Source organism: Pseudomonas sp. PDM19, assembly GCF_014852215.1.
Taxonomy (GTDB): Bacteria; Pseudomonadota; Gammaproteobacteria; order Pseudomonadales; family Pseudomonadaceae; genus Pseudomonas.
Map to the genome: position 1 here is coordinate 944,591 of NZ_JACVBG010000002.1, position 22,245 is coordinate 966,835.

The following is a 22,245-nucleotide window of genomic DNA, read 5'->3' on the forward strand; positions in this document are numbered from 1 at the left end:
TCGCAGGCCATGCAGGTAAAACGCTTCTTCGCCGCTGATATGCGTCAGGCCATGAAACTGGTCCGTGACGAGCTGGGCCCGGACGCCTCGATCATCGGCAATCGCCGTGTCGCAGGTGGCGTAGAGCTGACCGCGGCGCTGGATTACCAGGCTCCGGTGGCGGCCAGCAAGCCGAACCCGGCGCTGGAAGCCGAGCTGCGCAAGACCCAGGCGAAGATCGCCCAGGCCAAGGCTGACCTGTCGGCTCCGACCCGCGCCAGCGATAGCGTGCGCGGCGACCGTCAAATGTACGGCACCGAGAAGCCGCGTCGCAGCGCCGCCGAAACCCTGGCCGCCGCCATGGATGCACCGGTTGCCCCGGCGCCGGCCGCTGTCGGCCAGCAGGCGCTGGAAGCCATGCGCTTCGAGCTCAACGGCCTGCGCGAGCTGATCGAAGTGCAGCTGGGCTCGATTGCCTGGAACCAGCTGCAGAACCAGCGCCCGAAACAGGCCGGCCTGTGGCGTCGCCTGCAGCGCATGGGACTGCCGGCCGACCTGTCGCGCAACCTGCTGGAGCGCGTGGCGTCCATCGCCGATCCGAAGCAGGCCTGGCGCATGCTGCTGGCGCACCTGGCGCGCTCGATCAACACCCCGGAAATCGACCTGCTGGAACAGGGCGGCGTGATCGCCCTGGTCGGCCCGGCCGGCATGGGCAAGACCACCACCCTGGCCAAGCTGGCCGCCCGCTACGTACTGAAGTACGGCGCGCAGAGCATCGCCCTGGTGTCCATGGACAGCTTCCGTATCGGTGCGCAGGAGCAGATCAAGACCCTCGGCCGCATCCTCAATGTGCCGGTGACCCTGGTCGATCCGGGCCAGTCGCTGATCCAGGCCATGGCACCGCTGGCGCGCAAGCGCCTGGTGCTGATCGATACCGCCGGCCTGCCCGCCAACGATCCGGCGCTGCGCATGCAGCTCGAAGCGCTGTCGTCGCTGAGCCTGAATGTGAAGAACTACCTCGTGCTGGCCGCGACCAGCCAGAGCCAGGTACTCAAATCCGCCTGGCAGAACTATCGTTCCTGTGGGCTAGCCGGGTGCATCCTGACCAAACTGGACGAAGCGGGAAGCCTCGGCGAAGCTCTGGCTCTGGCTATCAGCCAGCATCTACCGGTAGCCTATCTGGCTGACGGGCCGAAGATCCCGGATGACCTGCATGTGGCACGCGCGCACCAACTGGTCAGCCGCGCGGTGAGCCTGCAGTCGCCCGAAGAGCCCTGCGAGGATGCCATGGCGGACATGTTCGCCGGCCTTTACCAACAGCCGGTGCGTCGCGCCAGCTGAAGATTGTGAGCCCCGGGTGGGGCGTGGGGTGGCCGGTTGAGCCGCCCAAGCGATGCGGATGCTCTGCAAGACGATCCGCGAGCGCCGGAGGCGGTAGAGCACTGCAGCCGGATTAGCCGAAACGCCGATGCGTGACGGTCGAACGACGAGACAAGGTATTGATATGGGTATGCATCCCGTTCAGGTAATCGCAGTCACCGGCGGCAAGGGTGGCGTGGGCAAGACCAACGTGTCGGTGAATCTGTCGCTGGCGCTGGCCGATCTCGGCCGCCGCGTCATGCTGCTGGATGCCGACCTGGGCCTGGCCAACGTCGACGTGTTGCTGGGCCTGTCGCCCAAGCGCACGCTGGCCGACGTCATCGAAGGCGAATGCGACCTGCGTGACGTGATCCTCCAGGGGCCTGGCGGCATTCGCATCGTCCCGGCGGCCTCGGGCACCCAGAGCATGGTGCACCTCACGCCGATGCAGCACGCCGGCCTGATCCAGGCGTTTAGCGACATCAGCGACAACATCGACGTGCTGGTGGTGGACACCGCCGCCGGCATCGGCGACTCGGTGGTGAGCTTCGTGCGTGCCGCCCAGGAAGTGCTGCTGGTCGTTTGTGATGAACCCACGTCCATCACCGATGCCTACGCTTTGATCAAGCTGCTCAACCGCGACTACGGCATGACCCGTTTCCGCGTGCTGGCGAACATGGCCCACAGCCCTCAGGAGGGCCGCAACCTGTTCGCCAAGCTGACCAAGGTCACCGACCGCTTCCTGGACGTGGCGCTGCAGTACGTCGGCGCCATTCCCTACGACGAGTCGGTGCGCAAGGCCGTGCAGAAGCAGCGTTCGGTGTATGAGGCGTTCCCGCGCAGCAAGGCTTCCCTGGCCTTCCGTGCGGTGGCGCAGAAGGTCGACAGCTGGCCGCTGCCGGCCAACCCACGAGGGCACCTGGAGTTCTTCGTCGAGCGCCTGGTGCAACATCCCACGGGTTCGGCCGTATGACCGCGGCCTCCGGAGCGCGTATGTACAGCAAGGCACAGGCGCACAACTCCCAGGAACTGCTGATCCAGAAACACGCCCCACTGGTGAAGCGCATCGCCTACCACCTGCTCGGCCGCCTGCCGGCCAGCGTGCAGGTGGAGGACCTGATGCAGGCCGGCATGATCGGCCTGCTGGAGGCGGCGAAGAAATACGATCAGGGCAAGGGCGCGAGCTTCGAAACCTACGCCGGCATCCGTATCCGCGGCGCCATGCTCGACGAGGTGCGCAAGGGTGACTGGGCCCCGCGTTCGGTCCACCGCAACACCCGCATGGTCAGCGACGCCATCCGCGCCGTCGAAGCGCGTACCGGACGCGACGCTAAAGATCAGGAGGTTGCTGCCGAACTCAATATGAGCCTCGAAGATTATTACGGCATCCTCAGCGACACCCAGGGCAGCCGTCTGTACAGCTTCGATGACATGTTGCAGGACGGCGACCAGGGCGGCGGCTTTGCCGAAGACGCCTCGCACCACGAGAACGAGCCGTCCCACGGGCTGGAAGACGAGCGCTTCCAGGCGGCCCTGGCCGACGCCATCACCAAGTTGCCCGAGCGCGAGCGACTGGTGCTGGCGCTGTACTACGACGAGGAACTCAACCTCAAGGAGATCGGCGAAGTGCTGGGCGTCAGCGAATCCCGCGTCAGCCAGCTGCACAGCCAGTGCGCCGCGCGCCTGCGTTCGCGACTGGCGGAGTGGCGCGCTCGCTGAGCATCGGGTAGTTTCGCGTCGGCTGCTTCTGAGAGGCGGTGCTGAAGGGATTTTCCTTAGGCAAGTTATAGGCTTACGAATTTTTGGGTGACGTTCCTTTGACGCGCCCACAGCAAAGAGCGCACGGCGCTCGATGAATTGACGGCACGCCCGCCAGGGCGCGTTTGGTATCGATGGAGGCAGGTTTGGACAAGAACATGAAAATTCTCATCGTGGACGACTTTTCCACGATGAGGCGCATCATCAAGAACCTCCTGCGGGACCTGGGGTTCACCAACACCGCAGAAGCCGACGACGGCACCACTGCGCTGCCGATGCTGCACAGCGGCAACTTCGACTTCCTCGTTACCGACTGGAACATGCCCGGCATGACCGGCATCGACCTGCTGCGTGCGGTCCGCGCCGACGAGCGTCTGAAGCACCTGCCGGTACTGATGGTCACCGCCGAAGCCAAGCGCGACCAGATCATCGAAGCGGCCCAGGCCGGGGTCAACGGCTATGTGGTCAAGCCTTTCACCGCTCAGGTGCTGAAAGAAAAGATCGAGAAGATTTTCGAGCGGGTCGGCAGCTGAGGCTGACCAAGAGGGCGTCATGGATTTCAACGAATCCGCGGGTGACTTCGAGTCGACCCTGAAAAAACACGCGCGCGAATTGGTCGACTGCCTTGAGCAGGGCGACGTACAGACCGCCGTGCAGCTGATCTCCGAGCTCAATCAGGCGCGTGATCGCGGGCTCTACCAAGAGGTAGGCAAGCTTACCCGCGAACTGCACAACGCCATCGTCAACTTCCAGATCGATCCCAGTTCCCCGCGCGCCCAGGAAGTCTCGCAGATTGCCGACGCCACCGATCGCCTGTCCTACGTGGTGACGATGACCGAGAAAGCGGCCAATCGCACCATGGACCTGGTGGAAGAGTGCACCCCGGTGGTCATGCACATCGAGACCCAGGCCAAGGAGCTGCAGGAAGACTGGTCGCGTTTCATGCGTCGCGAGCTGGGCCCCGAGGCCTTCCGTGACCTGGCCAAGCGTGTCGAGCAGTTCCTCTACATCAGTGCCCAGGACAGCCGCAAACTTTCCGCGCACCTGAACGACATCCTGCTCGCGCAGGACTTCCAGGACCTCACCGGGCAAGTGATCAAGCGCGTCACCAAGCTGGTGACCGAGGTCGAGTCGAACCTGGTGAAGCTGGTCTGGATGGCGGGTCAGGTCGATCGCTACGCCGGCATCGAGCATGACCACGAGAGCATGCGCGACGCGGTGGAAAAAGAAAGATCGTCCAAGGGTGAAGGTCCGCAGATTGCTGCCGATACAAGAAAGGACGTCGTATCCGGTCAGGACGATGTCGATGACCTGTTGTCCAGCCTTGGTTTTTAAGCGTCCGCTGACGCTGTAGAGGGAGCACCGAATGAGCTTCGACGCCGATGACGAAATCCTCCAGGACTTCCTGGTGGAGGCCGGCGAGATTCTCGAGCTACTGTCCGAACAACTGGTCGAGCTGGAAAGCCGCCCGGATGACATGGACCTGCTCAATGCAATCTTCCGTGGGTTCCATACCGTCAAAGGTGGTGCCGGCTTCCTCCAGCTGAATGCGCTGGTGGAGTGCTGCCACATCGCCGAGAACGTGTTCGACATGCTGCGCAAGGGCGAACGCCGCGTGGATGCCGAACTGATGGACGTGATGCTGCAGGCGCTGGATACCGTCAACGTCATGTTCCAGCAGGTGCGTGATGCGGAGGAGCCGACGCCGGCGACTCCCGAGCTGCTGGCCGCGCTGTCGCGCCTGGCCGACCCGAACGCTGCTCCCGCCGAAGCTCCCGCTGCGGCTGTTGCCGAGCCTGTCGTGGAAGCGGCTCCGGCCGCTGCGGCCGCTTATGGCGACATCACCGACGCCGAGTTCGAACAGCTGATGGATGCCCTCGAGCCTGCCGCTGAAGCGCCCGCCGCGCCGGTTGGCAGCGGTGGCGACGACATCACCGACGACGAATTCGAAGCACTGCTCGACCAGTTGCACGGCAAGGGCCAGTTCAGCGCTGCTGCCAAGGAACCCGTCAGTGCGGCTCCGGCACCGGTTGCCGAGGCGCCCGTCGCCGGTGCTGGCGACGAGATCAGCGACGACGAGTTCGAAGCGCTGCTCGACCAGTTGCATGGCAAGGGCCAGTTCACCGGTGCGAAGGAAGAGGCACCGGCTGCCGTCGAGGCTGTTGCCCAGACCAAGCCTGAGGAAGCTCCGGCGGTCGGCGGCGACGACAACATCACCGACGACGAATTCGAGAAGTTGCTCGACGAGCTGCACGGCAAAGGCCAGTTTACCGGCGCGAAGGAAGAGCCGGTCGCGGCTGCGCCATCCAATGCACAGCCCAAAGCGGCTGCTGCGCCTGCGCCCGCACCCAAGTCTGCTGCCGCTCCGGCGCCGGCCGCTGCCGCCAAGCCTGCATCGGCCAAGCCCGCCGCTGCGGCTGTGGAGAAGCCGGCCAACGAAGCGGAAACCACCGTGCGCGTGGACACCGCCCGCCTGGACGAGATCATGAACATGGTCGGCGAACTGGTGCTGGTGCGTAACCGTCTGGTGCGCCTGGGCCTGAACAGCGGCGACGAGGCGATGGCCAAGGCCGTCTCCAACCTCGACGTGGTCACCGCCGACCTGCAGTCGTCGGTCATGAAGACCCGCATGCAGCCGATCAAGAAGGTCTTCGGCCGCTTCCCGCGCCAGGTCCGCGATCTGGCGCGCAACCTGAAGAAAGAGATCAACCTCGAGCTGATCGGCGAAGAGACCGACCTGGACAAGAACCTGGTCGAAGCCCTGGCCGACCCGCTGGTGCACCTGGTGCGCAACGCAGTGGACCACGGCATCGAAGGCCCCGACGAGCGCGAGGCCGCCGGCAAGTCGCGTTCGGGCAAGGTGGTGCTGTCCGCCGAGCAGGAAGGCGACCACATCCTGCTGTCGATCTCCGACGACGGCAAAGGCATGGACCCGGATGTGCTGCGCGCCAAGGCCGTGGAGAAGGGCCTGCTGGACAAGGATGCGGCCGATCGCCTGTCCGAGTCCGACTGCTACAACCTGATCTTCGCGCCGGGCTTCTCGACCAAGACCGAGATCTCCGACGTCTCCGGCCGCGGTGTCGGCATGGACGTGGTGAAGACCAAGATTTCCCAGCTCAACGGCATCATCAACATCTACTCGACCAAGGGCCAGGGCTCGAAGATCGTCATCAAGGTCCCGCTGACCCTGGCGATCATGCCGACCCTGATGGTGATGCTGGGCAACCAGGCCTTCGCCTTCCCGCTGGTCAACGTCAATGAGATCTTCCACCTCGACCTGTCCAACACCAACGTGGTGGACGGCCAGGAAGTGGTGATCGTCCGCGACAAGGCCCTGCCGTTGTTCTACCTCAAGCGCTGGCTGGTGCCGGGCGCGCAGTATGACGAGCCGGGCGAGGGCCACGTGGTGATCCTCTCCGTGGGCACCCAGCGCATCGGCTTCGTAGTCGACCAGCTGGTGGGCCAGGAAGAAGTGGTGATCAAGCCGCTGGGCAAGATGCTGCAGGGCACGCCGGGCATGGCGGGGGCGACCATTACCGGGGACGGCCGCATCGCGCTGATCCTCGACGTGCCGAGCATGCTCAAGCGCTACGCCCGTCGTATCTGACCGCCATGGGCGAGCCGCAGGGCTCGCCCATGTGATGGAAGAAGTTTTTTTCAGGAGTGTCTATGGCTGTCAAAGTCCTGGTGGTGGACGATTCGGGGTTCTTCCGCCGCCGCGTCTCGGAGATTCTTTCGGCTGACCCGCAGATCCAGGTGGTCGGCACGGCAACCAACGGCCGCGAGGCGATCGATCAGGCGCTGGCGCTCAAGCCCGACGTGATCACCATGGACTACGAGATGCCGCTGATGGATGGCATCACCGCCGTGCGGACCATCATGCAGCGCTGCCCGACGCCGGTCCTGATGTTCTCCTCGCTGACCCACGAGGGCGCGCGGGTGACCCTGGACGCGCTGGACGCCGGCGCCGTCGATTACCTGCCGAAGAATTTCGAGGACATCTCGCGCAACCCGGACAAGGTCCGCCAGTTGCTGTGCGAGAAGGTTCACACCATCGCCAAGAGCAACCGCCGCTTCGCCGCGTACTCCTCGTACTCGTCGAGCCCGGTCGCGCCGGCTTCGGCTGCCGCTGCCGGCACTGCGCGCCCGGCCGCTCCCGTTTCGTCGGGCGCCAGTCACGCGCCCGCCGCTCCGGCTCCGGCGACTTCCGCCGCCCCAAAGCGTAAGCCCTACCGGCTGGTAGCCATCGGCACTTCGACCGGTGGGCCGGTGGCGCTGCAGCGGGTCCTGACCCAGCTGCCTGCCAACTTCCCTGCACCGCTGGTGCTGATCCAGCACATGCCTGCAGCCTTCACCAAGGCCTTCGCCGAGCGCCTGGACAAGCTGTGCAAGATCACCGTCAAGGAAGCCGAGGATGGTGACATCCTGCGTCCCGGCGTGGCCCTGCTGGCTCCCGGCGGCAAGCAGATGATGGTCGACGCCCGTGGCGCGATCCGCATCCTGCCTGGTGACGAGCGCCTGAACTACAAACCCTGCGTCGACGTGACCTTCGGTTCCGCGTCCAAGGCCTATGGCGACAAGGTCCTGGCGGTGGTCCTCACCGGCATGGGCGCCGACGGCCGCGAAGGCGCACGCATGCTCAAGCAGGGCGGCGCCCAGGTGTGGGCGCAGGACGAAGCCAGCTGCGTGATCTACGGCATGCCCATGGCGATCGCCAAGGCGGGCCTGGCCGACGCGGTGTACAGCCTGGACGACATCGGCCGTCACCTGACCGAGGCCTGCGGCTGATGGATGTCCTCAGCCTGGTCGGCCTGATCCTCGCGCTGGTTGCCATCATTGGTGGCAACTTCCTCGAGGGCGGGCACGTCGGTGCCCTGGCCAATGGCCCGGCGGCACTGATCGTGGTGGGCGGCACCCTGGCCGCTGCACTGCTGCAGACCCCGGTCGCGGTGCTCAAGCGCGCCGTGACCATGCTGCGCTGGATGGTCCTGCCGCCCAAGGTGGATCTGGTCGGTGGCATCAACCACGTGGTCGGCTGGAGCATGACGGCGCGCAAGGAAGGCCTGCTGGGCCTGGAGACCGTCGCCGACGCCGAGCGTGACCCCTACGCGCGCAAGGGCCTGCAACTGCTGGTGGACGGCACCGAGCCCGAGGCCATCCGCAGCATCCTCGAAGTCGACCTGTACAACCAGGAAAGCCGCGACCTGGCGGCTGCCAAGGTATTCGAAGCCATGGGCGGCTACTCGCCGACCATCGGTATCATTGGTGCGGTGATGGGCCTGATCCACGTGATGGGCAATCTCGCCGACCCCAGCCAGCTGGGCAACGGCATTGCCGTGGCCTTCGTCGCCACCATCTACGGCGTCGGCCTGGCCAACCTGCTGTTGCTGCCCATCGGCAACAAGCTGAAAAGCATCGTGCTGCGCCAGTCCTGCTACCGCGAAATGCTCATGGAGGGCCTGCTGTCCATCGCCGAGGGTGAGAACCCGCGCTCCATCGAGCTGAAGCTGCAAGGCTTCGTCGGCTGAGGGGGAGGGGATGCGCATGCCTCGCCGCAGACGTCATGAGGAACACGAGAATCACGAACGCTGGCTGGTGTCCTACGCGGACTTCATCACCCTGCTGTTCGCCTTCTTCGTGGTGATGTACTCGATCTCCTCGATCAACGAGGGCAAGTACAAGATCCTCTCGGAAACCCTGACCGGCGTGTTCAACCAGCCGGACCGCTCGATCCGCCCGATCCCGGTCGGCGAGGAACGCCCGCGCACCCAGCAGCCGGACCAGTCGCTCAACGAGCCGCAGGACGACGGCCAGGCCCAGGGCAACCCCGATACCCTGCAGCAGATCACCGACAGCGTGCGCCAGGCCTTCGGTGACCTGATCTCCACCGATCAGCTGTCGGTGCGTGGCAACGAGTTCTGGATCGAGATCACCCTCAATTCCAGCTTGCTGTTCCCCAGTGGCGATGCCATTCCCAATGACGCCGCCTTCGAGATCATCGAGAAGGTCGCCAGGATTCTGGCGCCTTACCGCAACCCGGTGCACGTCGAAGGTTTCACCGACAACGTTCCGATCCATAATTCGCAGTACCCGACCAACTGGGAACTGTCCGCGGCCCGCGCCGCCAGCATCGTCCGCATGCTCGCCCAGGACGGCCTCGACGCCGGTCGGCTGGCCGCGGTGGGCTATGGCGAATTCCAGCCAGTGGCGGACAATGCCACGGCGGATGGCCGCGCACGCAACCGCCGGGTGGTGCTGGTGATCTCCCGCAACCTGGAGGTGCGCCGCAGCATCAGCGGGGTGGGCAGTGGCAAGGCGCAGCCGGACCCGGCGTTGCGGCATGCTGGCACGCAATCTGCACCAGTGATTGCCAGCGAGGCGCCCGGCAGTGGCGCCGTCAATTCTTCGTCATCGGCAGGGGACTGAGCGACCATGATGACCCTGATCCGATCCTGTGCATGCGGGGAGCCAGCACTATGAAAGTCTGGGCGGTAGCCAACCAGAAAGGTGGCGTCGGCAAGACCACATCCTCGATCGCATTGGCAGGCCTGCTGGCGGACGCCGGCAAGCGCGTGCTGATCGTCGACCTGGACCCCCATGGCTCGATGACCAGCTACTTCGGTCATGACCCGGACACCCTGGAACACAGCGTGTTCGACCTGTTCCTGCACCAGGGCAACGTGCCCGAGGGACTGCCGGAGTCGCTGCTGCTGCCCACCAGCCACGAGAACATCCGCCTGCTGCCGTCGAGCACCGCGCTGGCCACCCTGGAGCGCCAGTCGCCGGGGCAGAACGGTCTCGGCCTGGTGATCGCCAAGAGCCTGGCGCAGCTGTGGAACGAGTTCGACTACGCGATCATCGACAGCCCGCCGCTGCTGGGCGTCCTGATGGTGAACGCCATGGCGGCCAGCCAGCACCTGGTGATCCCGGTGCAGACCGAGTTCCTCGCCCTCAAGGGCCTGGAGCGCATGGTCAACACGCTGAAGATGGTCAATCGCTCACGCAAGCAGGCGCTGCCGTTCACCATCGTGCCGACCCTGTTCGACCGCCGTACCCAGGCGTCGCTGGGCACCCTGCGGGTGCTGCGCGATACCTACCCGGATACCCTCTGGCAGGCGTTCATCCCGGTGGATACCAAGCTGCGCGACGCCAGCCGCCTGGGCACGGTGCCCTCGCGCAACGACGGCAACAGCCGTGGCGTGATCGCCTACCGCGCGCTGCTCAAGCATCTGCTGGCCCATGTGCCGGCGAGCCAGGTAGCCTGAAGATGGCAGGCCTGAAAAAAAGAATCCGACGGATGCGCTCAAGAGCGGCGCGTCCGCTGCCGATAGGCTGGACAGACACCTTGCGCGGTTATCCATCATGAGTCGTTCCGCTACCGCCACTCGCCCCCAGCTCGCGCTGCAGTCCTACCTGGACGCGCTGCTGCAGGAGGCCACTTTCGAAGACTTCGCCCCGGAACCGGTGGCGCAGCCTGTTGTTGCCCCCGTGGTTCCGGCTCCGGTCGCCCTGGTGGTCAGCGAGCCGGTCGCGCCGCTGGTCGCCGAACCCCAGGCTGCGGTGCTGCAGGCGCCGGAAACCAGCGTCAGCCTCGATGAGTTCGAAGCGGCCGTGCTCGAAGAGCAGGTCCGTGATGCCCGCCTGAGCGTGGCCACCCGCGCGCCAGTTGCCCAGGCTACCGTGGCTGAGCTGCGCCTGCCCGAGCCCGTAGCACCGGTCATCGAAGCGCCCGTTGCCGACGCTCCCGTCGCGGATGAACCACCGGCGCAACTGGCCCAGGTCATCGACCTGCACCAGCCCGGCAGCGCCGAGATGCCCGCCGCGCCGCTGAAGCTGCTCGACGACGGTCGCCCGGTGTGGGCCGCCGAGCCGTTCGAGTGCCTGCTGTTCGACGTCGCCGGGCTGACCCTGGCGGTGCCGCTGGTTTGCCTGGGCTCCATTTATCCACTGGCGGGGCACGACCTGACCCCGCTGTTCGGCCAGCCCGACTGGTTCCTCGGCATCCTGCCGGGCCAGAACGGCAACCTGAAGGTACTCGACACTGCACGCTGGGTGATGCCCGAGCGCTACCGCGACGACTACCGCGAGGGGCTGCAGTACGTGATTTCCGTGCAGGGCTACGAGTGGGGGCTGGCCGTGCATCAGGTCAGCCGCTCGGTGCGCCTGGACCCGTCCGAGGTGAAGTGGCGCAGCCAGCGCCAGCAACGCCCGTGGCTGGCCGGCACGGTGATAGACCAGATGTGCGCGCTGCTCGACGTCTCGGCCCTGGCCGAACTGATCGCCAGCGGCGCCACCAAGCGCCTGCAGCCCTGAGGCTGCGCGCAAGCGGATTTGAAAGACAACCTCCACGCCGCAGGCGGCGTGGAACCAGAAGAGGCGAGGGGATATGAAGAAAACGTCAGCGCAAGGTGCCGAAGATCCGATTCTGCAGTGGGTCACCTTCCGCCTGGACAACGAGACCTACGGCATCAACGTGATGCAGGTCCAGGAAGTGCTGCGCTACACCGAGATCGCGCCGGTCCCCGGTGCCCCGAGCTACGTGCTGGGCATCATCAACCTGCGCGGCAACGTGGTCACCGTGATCGACACCCGCCAGCGCTTCGGCCTGGACCCGGCGCCGGTCTCGGACAACACCCGCATCGTCATCATCGAAGCCGACAAGCAGGTAGTGGGCATCCTGGTCGACAGTGTCGCCGAGGTCGTCTACCTGCGCCAGTCCGAGATCGAGACTGCGCCGAACGTCGGTAACGAGGAATCGGCCAAGTTCATCCAGGGCGTCTGCAACAAGAACGGCGAGCTGCTGATCCTGGTAGAGCTGGACAAGATGATGACCGAGGAAGAGTGGTCGGAGCTGGAGAGCATCTGAGGTGCTGATCGCTCTGGTGGTGCTCGGTATCGCCTGCGCGGGCCTGGCGATGGCCTGCGTCTGGCTGTCCGGCCGACAGCGTGCCCAGGAAGCCCAGGCGGTGCAGCTGGCCAAGCAGCTGGCGGTGTTCGAGCAGCGCCTGAAGGAACAGGGCAAGCGCATCGAGTCGTACCAGCAGATCAATATCCGCATGGGCGAGGAGCTGCGCGAGCTGAACAAGCAGGTCGCGCCGCTGCCCGAGCGCCTGGTGCGCATCGAGCAGCGCGACCCCACCAGCCTCTCCTTCAGCCAGGCGGCACGTCTGGTTGGCATGGGCGCCAGCCCCGAAGACCTGACCCAGAGCTGCGGCCTGTCCCAGGCCGAAGCCGAACTGGTCGCCCGCCTGCATCAGGGCAAGGCGCGGGACTGAGCCCGCGCCGCCGCCTTTTTCGAGCCCCAGCCGCCTGTCGGGATTCCTGGCTTGTAGGAGTTTCACTACAGGCAATTAGGACTCGTCTGATAAGAATCGCGGCAATACGTCGCTAAATTGGCCTCGTCAAAATTTTTCCGAGGCCATCGATATGGCGACCATTTCCCGTCGGGCCATGGTGCTGTGCTCGCACCCCGGCCGGCTACTGAACTACAGCGTGCTGCTCAATCGCCTGGAGTTCTACCACCTGAGCCTCTGCCTGAACCTGGATGAAGTGCGCAAGGCGCTTTCGGGCCGCCAGCGCTACAGCCTGTTCATCCACGACGATTTCCGCCCCGGCCCCAACGAACTGATGAGCCTGAAGGCGCTGAGCCAGAGCAACACCTTCCGCCAGTTCCTGCTGGTGGGGAACTACAGCGCGGAGGAGCGGCGCGGCCTGATGCAGTGGGCCTGGACCAACCGTGTGCCGCTGCTGGATGTGCTGGACAAGCCGCTTTCCCTGGCGCAGTTGCGCGAGGTGACAAGCAGCATGGTGCTCTACCACAGCGAGGACGAGCAGCCGATCCGCAAGTCGGTGCGCGAGTTCAGTGACTTCGCCCCGGCCGGCGACCTCCCTCCTGCCCGCAGCGGCTGCGAGTGCCGCGGCTGAGCAGGCTCACCGGCGACGAGAGTCCGGCCCTTCCAGCAACAGCGGCATCGCGTCCGGCGGCGCCCCTGGCTTATCGTTAAGCGGGCTCTTGCCCTTGAGGTACCAGGCGAAGGCGATGATTTCCGCGATGGTACGGTACAGCGCCTCGGGAATCGCATCGCCCAGCTCCAGGCGCGCCAGCAAACGCACCAGCTCGCCGTTCTCGTAGATCGGCACCTCGTGGTGGCGGGCGATGGCGAGGATGGTCTCCGCCAGTTCATCGTCGCCCTTGGCGGTGAGCGTCGGTGCGCTCTGCCCGTCATAGTTGAGGGCAATGGCCTGGCGCGGCGCTTTCCTGGATTTCTTCATGCAGTCTCGTCCACCCAGCGTTGTTCCACCGCCGTGCGCGCGCCCTGGGGCGGCTTGCCCAGGCGGCAACTCAGCTCGCCCACACTGAGTCCGGCGTCGTTCAGGCGCTGGCGCAGGGTGCCCAGTTCGCCATCGATCAGGCTGGCGGTGGCGGCGCGCTCGGCCCACAGCTGGGTGCCGATGCTGCCGTGGGCCAGGGTGGCCTGGACCTGCAGCGGGCCGAGGCTGTCCAGGTCGAAGGCCAGATCGACGCGCCAGAGCATTTCCCGCGGCTGCTGCTCGCGCTCGCTCGCCGGGCTGTCTTTTTCTTCCTGCTGGATACGCACCTGGATCGGCACCATCTGCTGTTGATGGCGCAGGGGAATCTCCAGCTGCCAGGTGTTCAATACCGTGCCGTCAGGCAGCACGTCGCTCTGCGCCAGGCTGCCCAGCTGGTGGGTCTGCAGGCGGGAAACGGCAGCGGCGGCCAGCTTGAGCAGCGACTCGAGGTCGCCTTCTTCTTCCAGTTCATTGGCCAGCCGGCTGGGGAGCGGGAAGCTGACCGGTGGCGGTGTGCGCCCACTGGTCTGGCCGATCACGCCCAGCGCATTGCGGACGAACGCCGGCATGGCCTGTGCCAGATTGTTGGCACCGGCCAGGGCACTGCCCGGCAGGTTGCCCAGCACCGCGGCCGCCGTACCACCCTGGACGGTTGGCAGTATCTGGGCAATCAGCCGCAGCAGGTTGGCCTTGAGGTCCTGGGGCAAACCCTCTACGCCGCGCAGCAGCTGTCCTTCGAGGAACGCACCGCTTTGCTGGAAGGCCTGGGCGACGCCCTTGGCATCACTGAGCTGGCGGATGTCCGGCAGGGCGCCGAGCAGCTTGTCCACCGACTGGCGCAGCTCCGGGCTCATGTCCGGATTGCTGCCGGCACCCTGCAGCGCCTTGAACAGGTTATCCAGCGGGCCCTGGCGGTTCTGCTGGGCGTCGAGCTGCAGGCTCAGGTCGAGCTGGTCCAGGCGGGCGTTCATCGGCAGGAACTGCAGGGCCTGCTGGTCCTGCACGCGGGCGCTGAGCAGGCTGTTGAGGGGGAGCGGGTTGGGCGATTCGATGCTCAGCTGGCGCCCGGCCAGCGGTGTATTGAGCAACGTCACCAACACCTTGTAGACCACCTGCTCAGCCTTGCCGAGGGCGATCAGCTGGCTGGCGTCCACCTTGCCCTGGATCAGCGTGCCCACCGGCAGCACGTCGAGATCGAGACTGCCCAGTGGCGCCTGGCTGGCCCCACTCATGCCGAGGGTGCTGAGGCTCGGTTGCGTCAGCAGGGTGGCGGCGAGGCTGGTCTGGTTCAGCGTCGACAGCTGCAGGGTGCTGCCCTTGGGCAGCGCCTGAGGGCTCTCCGCCACCACCAACGCCTGCTGCCCGCTGGCCATGGTCAGGCGCAGCAGCAGCTGAAAATTCACCTGTCCGTCGCGCACTGCCAGTACTTCTGCGTGGGCCTTGTCTCCCGGCGGCAGCAGATCGCCGAGACTCTGCGCGAGCTTGAGCGTCAGCTCGGCCGCGCTTTGCGTGCTGCGTAGCGGCGGGGTAGGCGGTAGCGGACGGGAAGCGCCAATTTCACTCGGCATCGGGGACCTGCAGGCGGCGTGACGGGGTTGCGCCCAGTGTATCGGCGGCCATTGCGCGCACTTTAGACCGTCCGGCGGCAGGAGGGCAGGGCGGTGGTTGCGCATGGACGCAGCTCAAGGTGCGCTGATTTGACGTTACACCCTGTCGAAAAACCTGACGTCGGGTGTAGGAACCGCTGTGTATAATGCGCCGCCCGAGGCCGTGCTTGGCGGCCCGCGTGGTATGGCCGCGTTTTTGCACTACTGACTGTTTTCTGCCCGACGGTTGCCGATGCCCTTGACCCATCCCCTCCTCGAAACCGTGGCGCTCGCCTGCGAGCGGGACTGGCGCATGCTGTTCGAGCGTCTCGATCTGCGACTCGGCGCGGGCGAAATGCTACAGATCGTCGGCCCCAACGGTAGCGGCAAGACCAGCCTGCTGCGCCTGCTCAGCGGGTTGATGCAGCCTACCGCCGGTGATGTGCTGCTCAACGGCAAGCCACTCACCGAACAACGCCATGAACTGGCCCGTCAGCTGCTGTGGATCGGCCACGCGGCTGGCATCAAGGGCCTGCTCACCGCCGAAGAGAATCTCGCCTGGCTCTGTGCCCTGCACCAGCCGGCCAACCGCGATGCCATCTGGCAGGCGCTGGAAGCGGTCGGCCTGCGCGGCTTCGAGGACGTTCCCTGCCATACCCTGTCCGCCGGCCAGCAGCGTCGCGTGGCCCTGGCGCGCCTGTATCTGGACGCGCCGCCGCTGTGGATCCTCGATGAACCCTTCACCGCCCTGGACAAGCAGGGCGTGGCGCAGCTGGAAGAACACCTGGCCGGCCATTGCGAGCGCGGTGGACTGGTTGTGCTGACCACCCACCACAGCCTGGAGCGCATGCCGCAAGGCTACCGCGCCCTCGATCTGGGCCAGCACGCACGGGAGGTCGCGGCGCGATGAGCAACGTCTTCACCCTGTTGCTCGCCCGCGAAGCGCGCCTGCTGTTCCGTCGTCCGGCGGAGCTGGCTAATCCTTTGGTGTTCTTCGCCATCGTCATCGCGCTGTTCCCGCTGGCGGTCGGTCCCGAATCGGAAATGCTGAAGAATCTCTCGCCAGGGCTGGTCTGGGTCGCGGCATTGCTGGCGGTGCTGCTGTCGCTGGACGGCCTGTTCCGCAGCGATTTCGAAGATGGTTCTTTGGAACAGTGGGTCCTTTCGCCGCACCCCCTGCCACTACTGGTCCTGGCCAAAGTGCTGGCACACTGGCTGGTTTCAGGGCTGGCCCTGGTGCTGCTGTCGCCGCTGTTCGCCCTGATGCTGGGCCTGCCGGCGCGCTGCCTGCCGGACCTGCTGCTGTCGCTGCTGCTGGGGACACCGATCCTGAGCCTGCTGGGCGCCGTGGGCGCGGCGCTCACTGTGGGTCTCAAGCGCGGCGGCCTGTTGCTGGCCCTGCTGATCCTGCCGCTTTACATTCCGGTGCTGATCCTGGGCAGCGGAGCGCTGCAGGCGTCGCTGCAGGGGCTGCCCACCGCCGGGCACCTGCTGTGGCTGGCCAGCCTGACGGCGTTAGCATTGACGCTGACGCCCTTTGCCATCGCCGCCGGGCTGAAGATCAGCGTCGGCGAGTGAACGAACGATCGCCGGGCTGGGAAGCGGCACCGGCGGCAGACTAGAGCTTTGAATTACAGAGCCTGATGATGAACTGGACTTGGTTTCACAAGCTTGGCTCGCCCAAGTGGTTCTACGAGATCAGCGGACGCTGGATGCCCTGGTTCGCGGTCGCCGCGATCCTGCTGATGGTTGCCGGCACCGTCTGGGGCCTGGCCTTCGCGCCGCCGGATTACCAGCAGGGCAACAGCTTCCGCATCATCTACATCCACGTGCCGGCGGCGTTCCTCGCCCAGTCCTGCTACGTGATGCTGGCCGTGGCCGGCGCGGTCGGGCTGATCTGGAAGATGAAGATCGCCGACGTCGCCGTGCAGTGCGCCGCGCCGATTGGCGCCTGGATGACCTTCGTCGCGCTGGTCACCGGTGCCATCTGGGGCAAGCCGACCTGGGGCGCCTGGTGGGTCTGGGACGCGCGCCTGACCTCGATGCTGATCCTGCTGTTCCTCTATTTCGGCATCATCGCCCTGGGCCAGGCCATCACCAACCGCGACAGCGCGGCCAAGGCCTGCGCCGTACTGGCCATCGTCGGCGTGGTGAACATCCCGATCATCAAGTACTCGGTGGACTGGTGGAACACCCTGCACCAGCCGGCCACCTTCACCCTGACTGAAAAGCCGCCGATGCCGCCGGAGATGTGGATTCCGCTGCTGATGATGGTCGCCGGCTTCTACTGCTTCTTCGCCGTGGTGCTGATGATGCGCATGCGCCTGGAAGTGCTCAAGCGCGAAGCCCGCGCGAGCTGGGTCAAGGCCGAGGTGGAGCGCGCGCTATGAGTTTCGAGTCCTTTTCCGATTTCCTCGCCATGGGTCACCATGGCCCTTACGTGTGGTCCGCCTACGCCATCTGCCTGGTGGTCCTGGCGATCAACGTCGTCTCGCCGATCGTGGCGCGCCGGCGTTACCTGCAAGAAGAGGCGCGTCGTCTGCGCCGGGAGGCCAGCAAGTGAATCCGGTCCGCAAGAAGCGTCTGTACATCGTCCTCGCCATCGTCGCCGGCGTTGGCGTCGCCGTCAGCCTGGCGCTGTCGGCCCTGCAGGAAAACATCAACCTGTTCTACACCCCGACCCAGATCGCCAACGGCGAAGCTCCGCACGACACGCGCATCCGCGCCGGCGGCATGGTGGAGAAGGGCTCGCTCAAACGTTCGGCGGATTCGCTGGACGTGGAGTTCGTGGTCACCGACTTCGCCAAGGAAGTGACGGTGAAATACCGCGGCATCCTCCCGGACCTGTTCCGCGAAGGACAGGGCATCGTCGCCCTGGGCAAGATCAACGAAGCCGGCGTGCTGACCGCCGATGAAGTCCTGGCCAAGCACGACGAGAAGTACATGCCGCCGGAAGTCACCAAGGCGCTCAAGGACAGCGGCAAGCTGGAGCACTACGAAGCCAGCCAGAGCGGCAACGCCGCGCCGCAACAGGGGAGCAACTGACATGGTTCCCGAACTCGGTCACCTCTCGCTGATCCTCGCGCTGTGCATGGCGCTGGTGATGTCGTTCTTCCCGCTGGTCGGTGCCTGGCGCGGCGATCGCCAGTGGATGAGTCTGGCGCGCCCGGCAGCCTGGGGGCAGTTCGCCTTCCTGCTGTTCTCCTTCGGCTGCCTGACCTGGGCCTTCCTCCACGATGATTTCTCGGTGGCCTACGTCGCCAGCAACTCCAACAGCGCGCTGCCCTGGTTCTACAAGTTCAGCGCCGTGTGGGGCGCCCACGAAGGCTCGCTGCTGCTCTGGGCGCTGATCCTCGGCGGCTGGACCTTCGCCGTGTCGGTGTTCTCCCGCCAGTTGCCGGAAGTGATGCTGGCCCGCGTGCTGGCCGTGATGGGCATGATCAGCACCGGCTTCCTGCTTTTCCTGATCATCACCTCCAACCCCTTCAGCCGCCTGCTGCCGCAGGTGCCGGCCGACGGTAACGACCTCAACCCGCTGCTGCAGGACCCGGGCCTGATCTTCCACCCGCCGATGCTCTACATGGGCTACGTGGGCTTCTCGGTGGCCTTCGCCTTTGCCATCGCCGCACTGCTCGGCGGCCGTCTCGATGCCGCCTGGGCGCGCTGGTCGCGGCCGTGGACCCTGGTGGCCTGGACCTTCCTCGGCGTCGGCATCGTGCTCGGCTCCTGGTGGGCCTACTATGAACTGGGCTGGGGCGGCTGGTGGTTCTGGGACCCGGTGGAAAACGCCTCGTTCATGCCCTGGCTGGTGGGCACTGCGCTGATCCACTCGCTGGCAGTGACCGAGAAGCGCGGCGTGTTCAAGAGCTGGACCGTGCTGCTGGCGATCGCGGCCTTCTCGCTGAGCCTGCTGGGCACCTTCCTGGTCCGCTCCGGCGTGCTGACTTCGGTGCACGCCTTTGCCTCGGACCCCGAGCGCGGCGTGTTCATCCTCGCCTTCCTGCTGGTGGTGGTCGGCGGCTCACTGACGCTGTTCGCCCTGCGCGCACCGGTGGTCAAGAGCCAGGTCGGCTTCGCCCTGTGGTCCCGCGAGACCCTGCTGCTGCTGAACAACCTGATCCTGGTGGTCACCGCCTCGATGATCCTGCTGGGCACCCTCTACCCGCTGGTGCTCGACGCCATCAGCGGCGCCAAGCTGTCGGTCGGCCCGCCGTACTTCAATGCGCTGTTCGTGCCGCTGATTGCCATCCTCATGCTGGCCCTGGCGGTTGGCGTGCTGGTGCGCTGGAAGGACACCCCGACCCGCTGGCTGCGCAACATGCTTACCCCGGTGCTGATCGGCACCGTGGTGCTCGGCGGTGTCGGCAGCTTCCTGTATGGCGAGCTGCACTGGGAAGTACTGACCGTGTTCATGCTGGCCGCCTGGGTCGTACTGGCCGGTCTGCGCGACTTCTTCGACAAGGTCCGTCACAAGGGCGTGATCGCCGGTGCCGCGGGCCTGAACCGCAGCTACTGGGGCATGCAGCTGGCGCACTTCGGTATCGCCATCTGCGCCATCGGCGTGGTGCTCACCAGCCAGTTCAGTGCCCAGCGCGACCTGCGCATGGCGCCGGGCGAGTCGGTGGAGCTGGCCGGTTACCAGTTCCGCTTCGAGGGCACCCACCACTTCGAAGGGCCGAACTTCACCTCCGACAAGGGCACTATCCGCGTGACCCGCAACGGTTCCGAAGTGGCCGTGCTGCACCCGGAGAAACGCCTGTACAGCGTGCAGAACTCGATGATGACCGAGGCCGGCATCCACGGCAGCCTGACCCGCGACCTCTACGTCGCCCTGGGTGAGCCGCTGGACAACGGCGCCTGGGCCGTGCGTGTGCACATCAAACCTTTCGTGCGCTTCATCTGGCTCGGCGGCCTGCTGATGGCCCTGGGTGGCGTGCTGGCGGCGCTGGACCGTCGCTACCGCCTGAAAGTGAAAACGCGTGTACGCGAGGCCCTGGGCCTCGCCGGACAGGGAGCCTGAGTGTGAAGCGTGCGATCCTGCTGTTGCCCCTGGCGATCTTCCTGGTCGTCGCGGTATTCCTCTTCCGTGGCCTCTGGCTCGACCCCAGCGAGCTGCCCTCGGCGCTGATCGGCAAGCCGTTCCCGGCGTTCTCCCTGCCCAGCGTCACCGAGCCGGGCAAGACCTACACCGAGGCCGACCTCAAGGGCAAGCCGGCGCTGGTCAACGTCTGGGGCACCTGGTGCCCGACCTGCCGCTTCGAGCACCCGGTGCTCACCGATCTGGCCGCCAAGGGCGTGGTGATCTACGGCATCAACTACAAGGACGACGGCGCCGCGGCGCAGAAGTGGCTCAAGGAGCTGCACAACCCCTACCTGATGAACATCGCCGACGTGCAGGGCACCCTGGGTCTCGACCTGGGCGTCTACGGCGCGCCGGAGACCTACATCATCGACAAGGACGGCATCATCCGCCACAAGCTGGTCGGCGCCGTCGACGAGAAGGTCTGGCGTGAACAGCTGGCGCCGATCTACCAGGGTCTGGTCGACGAAGCGGAGGGCAAATGAAGCGACTTCTCGCCGCCGCCGCGCTCGGGCTTTGCCTGACCGGCATCGCCCACGCCGCCATCGACACCTACGAGTTCGCCAACGACGCCGAGCGTGCGCGCTTCCGCGAACTGACCACCGAGCTGCGCTGCCCCAAGTGCCAGAACCAGGACATCGCCGACTCCAACGCGCCGATCGCCGCCGATCTGCGCAAGCAGATCTACACCCAGATGGCGGCCGGCAAGAGCAACCAGCAGATCGTCGACTACATGGTCGACCGCTACGGCGAGTTCGTGCGCTACAAGCCTGAAGTCAGCGAGCGCACCTGGCTGCTCTGGTTCGGCCCCGCCGCGTTGCTGGGCCTGGGCGTGATCGTCATCGGCGCCATCGTCGCGCGCCGTCGGCGCCCGGCCGCTGCCACCTCCACCACGCTGTCCGCCGAGGAGCAGGCGCGTCTCGACCAATTGCTGGATAACCAAGACAAATGATCGATTTCTGGCTCGCCGCCGGCCTGCTGTTGCTGGTGGCCCTGGCATTCCTCCTCGTCCCTCTGCTGCGCGGCCGCAAGGCCCAGGCTGAGGAAGACCGCACCGCCCTCAACGTCGCCCTGTACCAGGAGCGTCTGGCCGAGCTGGGTTCCCAGCGTGATGCCGGCACCCTCGACGCCGCGCAGTTCGAAGCCGGCCGCGCCGAAGCGGCTCGCGAGTTGCTTTCCGACACCGAAGGCGCCGGCGATGATCGCCGCTCCCGTCTCGGCCGCGCCGCGCCGCTGGTGGTGGCGCTGGTCCTGCCGTTCCTCGCGCTGGGCCTCTACCTGCACTGGGGGGCCAGTGACAAGGTCGAGCTGGCTCGCGAATTCGCTACCGCGCCCAAGTCCATGGAAGAGATGACCTCGCGTCTGGAGCGCTCGCTCAAGGCTCAGCCGGACTCCGCTGAAGGCTGGTACTTCCTCGGCCGCGCCTACATGACCCAGAATCGCGCCGCCGACGCCGCCAAGGCCTTCGAGCAGGCCGCGCGCCTCTCCGGCCGCCAGCCGGAAGTGCTCGGCCAATGGGCGCAGGCGTTGTACTTCGCCGGTGACAAGGCGCTCAGTCAGCAGGTCCGCGACCTCGCCGACGAAGCGTTGAAGAAGGACCCGCAGGAAGTCACCACCCTCGGCCTGCTCGGCATCGCCGCGTTCGAGGACGAGAAGTACGCCGACGCCATCGACTACTGGGGCCGTCTGGTCACCGTGCTGCCACAGGACGATCCGTCCCGCGACGCCATCGCCGGTGGCATCGAGCGCGCCCGCCAGCGGATGGTCGAGAAGGGCCAGACTCCGCCCGAAGCCCCGGTTGCTGCCGCTACCGCTGGCGTGACCCTGAAGGTGAAGGTCGACCTGACCGACGCCGTGAAGGGCCAGGTCAAGCCGGACGACAGCGTGTTCGTCTTCGCCCGTGCCGTGAGCGGCCCGCCGATGCCGCTGGCAGTGAAGCGCCTGAAGGTCTCCGACCTGCCCAGCGAGGTGTCGCTGAGCGACGCCGACGCGATGATGCCGCAGCTCAAGCTCTCCCAGCATCCGCAGGTGCAACTGGTCGCGCGCATCTCCCGCGCGGGCAACGCTACTGCCGGGGAATGGATCGGACGAAGTGCTTCGTTGTCTACTTCCCAGGCGGGCGAGCAGAGCGTGACAATCGACAGCCCGGATCAGAAGTAATCACGACAAGAG

The 22,245-nt window shown here is 66.0% G+C and carries 25 protein-coding genes; 23 read left to right on the forward strand and 2 right to left on the reverse strand.

What is annotated here, in order from left to right:
• Window positions 1-9: 9 nt before the first annotated feature.
• From flhF to IB273_RS12810, 14 genes are all read left to right on the forward strand, one after another.
• Window positions 10-1,320 carry a flagellar biosynthesis protein FlhF gene (flhF, locus tag IB273_RS12745; RefSeq protein WP_081519298.1) on the forward strand — a complete coding sequence of 437 codons (1,311 nt, stop codon included), beginning with the start codon at window positions 10-12 and terminating at the stop codon, window positions 1,318-1,320.
• Between the two features lie 163 nt (window positions 1,321-1,483).
• Window positions 1,484-2,311, forward strand: a complete 828-nt coding sequence (fleN, locus tag IB273_RS12750) for a flagellar synthesis regulator FleN (RefSeq protein WP_017520297.1) — start codon at window positions 1,484-1,486, stop codon at window positions 2,309-2,311.
• Window positions 2,308-3,057, forward strand: coding sequence for an RNA polymerase sigma factor FliA (gene fliA / locus IB273_RS12755; RefSeq protein WP_081519299.1), 750 nt, complete (start codon window positions 2,308-2,310; stop codon window positions 3,055-3,057). The genes fleN and fliA overlap by 4 nt, the downstream gene beginning before the upstream one ends.
• Before the next feature lie 197 nt (window positions 3,058-3,254).
• The gene (locus tag IB273_RS12760) at window positions 3,255-3,629 is read left to right on the forward strand and encodes a chemotaxis response regulator CheY (protein WP_085988857.1); all 375 of its coding nucleotides are present in this window, start codon (window positions 3,255-3,257) and stop codon (window positions 3,627-3,629) included.
• Window positions 3,630-3,648: 19 nt separating this feature from the next.
• Window positions 3,649-4,431: a protein phosphatase CheZ gene (locus IB273_RS12765; protein ID WP_045212054.1), complete on the forward strand. Its 783-nt coding sequence runs from the start codon at window positions 3,649-3,651 to the stop codon at window positions 4,429-4,431.
• 31 nt (window positions 4,432-4,462) lie between these two features.
• A complete protein-coding gene (locus IB273_RS12770) occupies window positions 4,463-6,703 on the forward strand; it encodes a chemotaxis protein CheA (protein WP_192224205.1) in 2,241 nt (746 codons plus the stop codon).
• A gap of 62 nt (window positions 6,704-6,765) precedes the next feature.
• On the forward strand, window positions 6,766-7,884 hold the full coding sequence (locus tag IB273_RS12775) for a protein-glutamate methylesterase/protein-glutamine glutaminase (RefSeq protein WP_192224206.1): 1,119 nt from the start codon (window positions 6,766-6,768) through the stop codon (window positions 7,882-7,884).
• Complete coding sequence (locus IB273_RS12780) at window positions 7,884-8,624, forward strand: flagellar motor protein (protein WP_138215067.1); 741 nt, start codon at window positions 7,884-7,886, stop codon at window positions 8,622-8,624. Before IB273_RS12775 ends, IB273_RS12780 begins: the two co-directional genes overlap by 1 nt.
• Before the next feature lie 16 nt (window positions 8,625-8,640).
• Window positions 8,641-9,522, forward strand: coding sequence for a flagellar motor protein MotD (gene motD / locus IB273_RS12785; protein WP_081519496.1), 882 nt, complete (start codon window positions 8,641-8,643; stop codon window positions 9,520-9,522).
• A gap of 50 nt (window positions 9,523-9,572) precedes the next feature.
• Window positions 9,573-10,361 carry a ParA family protein gene (locus tag IB273_RS12790; RefSeq protein ID WP_151187830.1) on the forward strand — a complete coding sequence of 263 codons (789 nt, stop codon included), beginning with the start codon at window positions 9,573-9,575 and terminating at the stop codon, window positions 10,359-10,361.
• Window positions 10,362-10,458: 97 nt separating this feature from the next.
• Window positions 10,459-11,409 (forward strand): CheW domain-containing protein, encoded by a 951-nt coding sequence (locus IB273_RS12795; protein WP_192224207.1) that lies wholly within the window; start codon window positions 10,459-10,461, stop codon window positions 11,407-11,409.
• A 73-nt stretch (window positions 11,410-11,482) separates the two neighbouring features.
• Window positions 11,483-11,962: a chemotaxis protein CheW gene (locus IB273_RS12800; RefSeq protein ID WP_015476565.1), complete on the forward strand. Its 480-nt coding sequence runs from the start codon at window positions 11,483-11,485 to the stop codon at window positions 11,960-11,962.
• 49 nt (window positions 11,963-12,011) lie between these two features.
• Window positions 12,012-12,371, forward strand: a complete 360-nt coding sequence (locus IB273_RS12805; RefSeq protein WP_167523289.1) for a DUF2802 domain-containing protein — start codon at window positions 12,012-12,014, stop codon at window positions 12,369-12,371.
• 151 nt (window positions 12,372-12,522) lie between these two features.
• Window positions 12,523-13,020, forward strand: a complete 498-nt coding sequence (locus IB273_RS12810) for a hypothetical protein (RefSeq protein ID WP_225605916.1) — start codon at window positions 12,523-12,525, stop codon at window positions 13,018-13,020.
• A gap of 6 nt (window positions 13,021-13,026) precedes the next feature.
• Here the strand turns inward: IB273_RS12810 and IB273_RS12815 are convergent, their stop codons facing one another.
• Both IB273_RS12815 and IB273_RS12820 read right to left on the reverse strand, forming a co-directional pair.
• Window positions 13,027-13,368: an EscU/YscU/HrcU family type III secretion system export apparatus switch protein gene (locus IB273_RS12815; RefSeq protein ID WP_081519305.1), complete on the reverse strand. Its 342-nt coding sequence runs from the start codon at window positions 13,366-13,368 to the stop codon at window positions 13,027-13,029.
• Window positions 13,365-14,975, reverse strand: a complete 1,611-nt coding sequence (locus IB273_RS12820; protein WP_192224208.1) for a flagellar hook-length control protein FliK — start codon at window positions 14,973-14,975, stop codon at window positions 13,365-13,367. Before IB273_RS12820 ends, IB273_RS12815 begins: the two co-directional genes overlap by 4 nt.
• 271 nt (window positions 14,976-15,246) lie before the next feature.
• Here IB273_RS12820 and ccmA point away from each other — a divergent pair, with 271 nt between their 5' ends.
• From ccmA to ccmI, 9 genes are all read left to right on the forward strand, one after another.
• Window positions 15,247-15,903 carry a cytochrome c biogenesis heme-transporting ATPase CcmA gene (ccmA, locus tag IB273_RS12825; RefSeq protein WP_192224209.1) on the forward strand — a complete coding sequence of 219 codons (657 nt, stop codon included), beginning with the start codon at window positions 15,247-15,249 and terminating at the stop codon, window positions 15,901-15,903.
• Complete coding sequence (gene ccmB / locus IB273_RS12830) at window positions 15,900-16,571, forward strand: heme exporter protein CcmB (RefSeq protein ID WP_017520311.1); 672 nt, start codon at window positions 15,900-15,902, stop codon at window positions 16,569-16,571. The genes ccmA and ccmB overlap by 4 nt, the downstream gene beginning before the upstream one ends.
• A gap of 65 nt (window positions 16,572-16,636) precedes the next feature.
• Window positions 16,637-17,383 carry a heme ABC transporter permease gene (locus IB273_RS12835; protein WP_088416741.1) on the forward strand — a complete coding sequence of 249 codons (747 nt, stop codon included), beginning with the start codon at window positions 16,637-16,639 and terminating at the stop codon, window positions 17,381-17,383.
• Window positions 17,380-17,556 carry a heme exporter protein CcmD gene (gene ccmD, locus IB273_RS12840; RefSeq protein WP_081519307.1) on the forward strand — a complete coding sequence of 59 codons (177 nt, stop codon included), beginning with the start codon at window positions 17,380-17,382 and terminating at the stop codon, window positions 17,554-17,556. Before IB273_RS12835 ends, ccmD begins: the two co-directional genes overlap by 4 nt.
• Window positions 17,553-18,038: a cytochrome c maturation protein CcmE gene (gene ccmE / locus IB273_RS12845; RefSeq protein ID WP_045212029.1), complete on the forward strand. Its 486-nt coding sequence runs from the start codon at window positions 17,553-17,555 to the stop codon at window positions 18,036-18,038. Before ccmD ends, ccmE begins: the two co-directional genes overlap by 4 nt.
• A 1-nt stretch (window position 18,039) precedes the next feature.
• Complete coding sequence (locus IB273_RS12850) at window positions 18,040-20,013, forward strand: heme lyase CcmF/NrfE family subunit (RefSeq protein ID WP_192224210.1); 1,974 nt, start codon at window positions 18,040-18,042, stop codon at window positions 20,011-20,013.
• Window positions 20,014-20,015: 2 nt separating this feature from the next.
• Entirely contained in the window at window positions 20,016-20,558 is a 543-nt protein-coding gene (dsbE, locus tag IB273_RS12855; protein WP_081519309.1) for a thiol:disulfide interchange protein DsbE, read from the forward strand.
• Window positions 20,555-21,025 (forward strand): cytochrome c-type biogenesis protein, encoded by a 471-nt coding sequence (locus IB273_RS12860; RefSeq protein WP_081519310.1) that lies wholly within the window; start codon window positions 20,555-20,557, stop codon window positions 21,023-21,025. The genes dsbE and IB273_RS12860 overlap by 4 nt, the downstream gene beginning before the upstream one ends.
• Window positions 21,022-22,233 (forward strand): c-type cytochrome biogenesis protein CcmI, encoded by a 1,212-nt coding sequence (gene ccmI, locus IB273_RS12865; RefSeq protein WP_192224211.1) that lies wholly within the window; start codon window positions 21,022-21,024, stop codon window positions 22,231-22,233. The genes IB273_RS12860 and ccmI overlap by 4 nt, the downstream gene beginning before the upstream one ends.
• Window positions 22,234-22,245 lie beyond the last annotated feature (12 nt).

Bases quoted from the DNA above. Each gene is read 5' to 3' on its own strand.
- flhF (WP_081519298.1), top strand. From the start codon at position 10: ATGCAGGTAAAACGCTTCTTCGCCGCTGATATGCGTCAGGCCATGAAA.
- fleN (WP_017520297.1), top strand. From the start codon at position 1,484: ATGGGTATGCATCCCGTTCAGGTAATCGCAGTCACCGGCGGCAAGGGT.
- fliA (WP_081519299.1), top strand. From the start codon at position 2,308: ATGACCGCGGCCTCCGGAGCGCGTATGTACAGCAAGGCACAGGCGCAC.
- IB273_RS12760 (WP_085988857.1), top strand. From the start codon at position 3,255: ATGAAAATTCTCATCGTGGACGACTTTTCCACGATGAGGCGCATCATC.
- IB273_RS12765 (WP_045212054.1), top strand. From the start codon at position 3,649: ATGGATTTCAACGAATCCGCGGGTGACTTCGAGTCGACCCTGAAAAAA.
- IB273_RS12770 (WP_192224205.1), top strand. From the start codon at position 4,463: ATGAGCTTCGACGCCGATGACGAAATCCTCCAGGACTTCCTGGTGGAG.
- IB273_RS12775 (WP_192224206.1), top strand. From the start codon at position 6,766: ATGGCTGTCAAAGTCCTGGTGGTGGACGATTCGGGGTTCTTCCGCCGC.
- IB273_RS12780 (WP_138215067.1), top strand. From the start codon at position 7,884: ATGGATGTCCTCAGCCTGGTCGGCCTGATCCTCGCGCTGGTTGCCATC.
- motD (WP_081519496.1), top strand. From the start codon at position 8,641: ATGCCTCGCCGCAGACGTCATGAGGAACACGAGAATCACGAACGCTGG.
- IB273_RS12790 (WP_151187830.1), top strand. From the start codon at position 9,573: ATGAAAGTCTGGGCGGTAGCCAACCAGAAAGGTGGCGTCGGCAAGACC.
- IB273_RS12795 (WP_192224207.1), top strand. From the start codon at position 10,459: ATGAGTCGTTCCGCTACCGCCACTCGCCCCCAGCTCGCGCTGCAGTCC.
- IB273_RS12800 (WP_015476565.1), top strand. From the start codon at position 11,483: ATGAAGAAAACGTCAGCGCAAGGTGCCGAAGATCCGATTCTGCAGTGG.
- IB273_RS12805 (WP_167523289.1), top strand. From the start codon at position 12,012: ATGGCCTGCGTCTGGCTGTCCGGCCGACAGCGTGCCCAGGAAGCCCAG.
- IB273_RS12810 (WP_225605916.1), top strand. From the start codon at position 12,523: ATGGCGACCATTTCCCGTCGGGCCATGGTGCTGTGCTCGCACCCCGGC.
- IB273_RS12815 (WP_081519305.1), bottom strand. From the start codon at position 13,368: ATGAAGAAATCCAGGAAAGCGCCGCGCCAGGCCATTGCCCTCAACTAT.
- IB273_RS12820 (WP_192224208.1), bottom strand. From the start codon at position 14,975: ATGCCGAGTGAAATTGGCGCTTCCCGTCCGCTACCGCCTACCCCGCCG.
- ccmA (WP_192224209.1), top strand. From the start codon at position 15,247: ATGCCCTTGACCCATCCCCTCCTCGAAACCGTGGCGCTCGCCTGCGAG.
- ccmB (WP_017520311.1), top strand. From the start codon at position 15,900: ATGAGCAACGTCTTCACCCTGTTGCTCGCCCGCGAAGCGCGCCTGCTG.
- IB273_RS12835 (WP_088416741.1), top strand. From the start codon at position 16,637: ATGATGAACTGGACTTGGTTTCACAAGCTTGGCTCGCCCAAGTGGTTC.
- ccmD (WP_081519307.1), top strand. From the start codon at position 17,380: ATGAGTTTCGAGTCCTTTTCCGATTTCCTCGCCATGGGTCACCATGGC.
- IB273_RS12850 (WP_192224210.1), top strand. From the start codon at position 18,040: ATGGTTCCCGAACTCGGTCACCTCTCGCTGATCCTCGCGCTGTGCATG.
- IB273_RS12860 (WP_081519310.1), top strand. From the start codon at position 20,555: ATGAAGCGACTTCTCGCCGCCGCCGCGCTCGGGCTTTGCCTGACCGGC.
- ccmI (WP_192224211.1), top strand. From the start codon at position 21,022: ATGATCGATTTCTGGCTCGCCGCCGGCCTGCTGTTGCTGGTGGCCCTG.